The 2046-nt window shown below is 56.7% G+C and carries 3 protein-coding genes; 1 reads left to right on the top strand and 2 read right to left on the bottom strand.

Features of this window, described 5'->3' with window-relative positions:
* Positions 1-152 precede the first annotated feature (152 nt).
* On the top strand, positions 153-317 hold the full coding sequence (locus AB4Z11_RS30280) for a hypothetical protein (RefSeq protein WP_442029673.1): 165 nt from the start codon (positions 153-155) through the stop codon (positions 315-317).
* Positions 318-482: 165 nt separating this feature from the next.
* Here the strand turns inward: AB4Z11_RS30280 and AB4Z11_RS30275 are convergent, their stop codons facing one another.
* Positions 483-782, bottom strand: a complete 300-nt coding sequence (locus AB4Z11_RS30275; RefSeq protein WP_442029671.1) for a hypothetical protein — start codon at positions 780-782, stop codon at positions 483-485.
* Positions 783-1488: 706 nt separating this feature from the next.
* Positions 1489-1644, bottom strand: coding sequence for a hypothetical protein (locus AB4Z11_RS30270; protein ID WP_442029669.1), 156 nt, complete (start codon positions 1642-1644; stop codon positions 1489-1491).
* Positions 1645-2046 lie beyond the last annotated feature (402 nt).

Here is a 2046-nt window from a genome sequence, read left to right as displayed (position 1 = left end):
ATGCTAGATAAGGCCGCTCTTAAATGGCACGTGTTTCGATAGCAAATGACGATCTCTGGCAACGCTTTTCAGTGCTAGTGTTGTACGGTACGCAATCAACCTTAAAAAGGTGCCACATGAGTTCAATGTCCAATCGGCGTAAGAGGACCGTAGTGGCCGCAGCCATCGACCATGCCATCGATCTGAAGAAAGTCCATGGATCGACTTACGCGATCGGATATCTGCGCGATCAGAGAGTTGATGAAGCGACGATTCTGCGTGTGATACTTGGCCGCTGGTGCGACCATCGCGTCGTCGATTGTGCGCCTTCGGCTTAAACTGCTCTGCCGTGGCCAGCCTGTGATAGTGTTCGGTCCACGCTGCCCTGCTGTTACCTGCATCATGTGTGCTTGTTAAGCTGTGCGTCTCCCGATTTGCGCGTCACCTCGTCATCACTATACCGCAGCAGTTTGTAAACCGCCGGTTTTCGCAAGCCAAGCGCGTCACCGATCTCCTCCGGTCTGGCGCCGCGTTGATGAAGCGATTTGCGTCGCGATGCGTCGCCCGAAAGCAGTGTTGATGCCGCATAGCTCGCCATAGCCCAGGATGCGACGATAGATTTCATGGATTTCCTTGCAGATGAGGTGTTGTCCTATGGGGCCGCATGGGACGATGCGCATTGGTTTGCCGCAGCGCGTGAGAAATTGCCTGCTGTCGGGAGCCAAACCGCGATAGGGGGCCGCCGTCTCCTGCGTGCCGCCCGCCGTCAAGCGTTCGGCGAGATACGCATCGATGGCATTCACTGTGGCGGGGGACAAATGTCAAGGGCACATGAGGCGGTTCAGGGCAATTTCGGCGCGGATCGCTGCCTTGTATGACCCACTTCTTCGATATAGTCCCGGATTTCAAGTTGCGCAAGTTCCAGTGGCTTGGCGGCGGAGGAAAATTGTGTCATCAATAGAGCTATGTCGCGCCGGGGACAGAAGCTATGCCGTGCGRTCTTTTCAGCATCCAGCGCTAGCCAGGTCAGCGGGCGCTGACAGTCGACCATTTGAGTCAATTACTGTGTCGGGACGCTTTGTCGGGCCCAACACCAACGCGGGCCAGTGTCGGTGTCGTTCACTACGAGTGCGAACCAACCCGATCCTTCAGGAGGCGAAGGTTGCCAGGCGAAGTAACCCGGATGCGGGTCCGCATGCCGGAAATACGCTTGATAAGCGGGGCTTCGTTCGGGCTCATCCTTTAGTAAGCAGGTACGAATTTCGAGGCCTTGCTTCGCAGCCCAGTCACTCAACTGCCAGTTGTCGCCCTCATCGAAAGTCGGTAAAGCCGGATGCTGCCAATCACCTTTTGGTCCGCGAACGAGAGGCGCAGGTCCGATGAACTTACTAGGTGAGCCTTGGGCACCTTGGTGTCCGCGCTCTTTATGGTAACGCTTGCGATGTTCGCTGCGCAATGACCAAGCTCCCAATGCGGCTGCGCCAATAGTACAGCCGGCGGCAGCGATCATTAAGAAGTCCATTTTGCACTACCTTTCAGGCGGCGAAAGCGCGTGACCACAGCAGAGTTGAGGAAGTTGGGGTCGCGAACCGTAATGTTCACTGATTGGAGAAGATCGATCCGCGCCGTCTCGCCGTTGCGCTTTTCAAACTGTCTGGCCTTCATTGACGCCACGCGTTACCGCGTGCTCGATGCGCGAATGTTGATAGTGCGATCGATGCTGGCTCGCATTACGAGCCAGCGTTGGCGCAGTATCGATGCGGCGCCTACTACATCGAGCATACAGGAGATTCGGGGCCGACAGTGGCTCTTCACGACATCCGCCGCGTAAAAGAATAGCGGCAATGGTTGAGTGAGCGCGACGGGGGGCTGTACGCGGCCGAGCTAGTATCCCTGCCAAACGCAGCACCTGGCCAAGCAGTATGCCAGTTGCTCCTTGGCCTGCTCTTTATAAGGTTCCGTGTCTGATCGAAAGCGGTGATCCAGCATTGCCACGCGCCGGGGGCATGCGCAGTGAAAGGCATGCGCGTTTGAGTGCTTTACCTAAGAGAGCAATGCATCGTGTCG

It is taken from the genome of Pseudoduganella sp. RAF53_2 (assembly GCF_052113985.1).
Classification (GTDB): domain Bacteria; phylum Pseudomonadota; class Gammaproteobacteria; order Burkholderiales; family Burkholderiaceae_D; genus Rugamonas.
The sequence above is the reverse complement of the archived record's forward strand: the minus strand, read 5'-3'. Positions and strand labels throughout refer to the sequence as shown.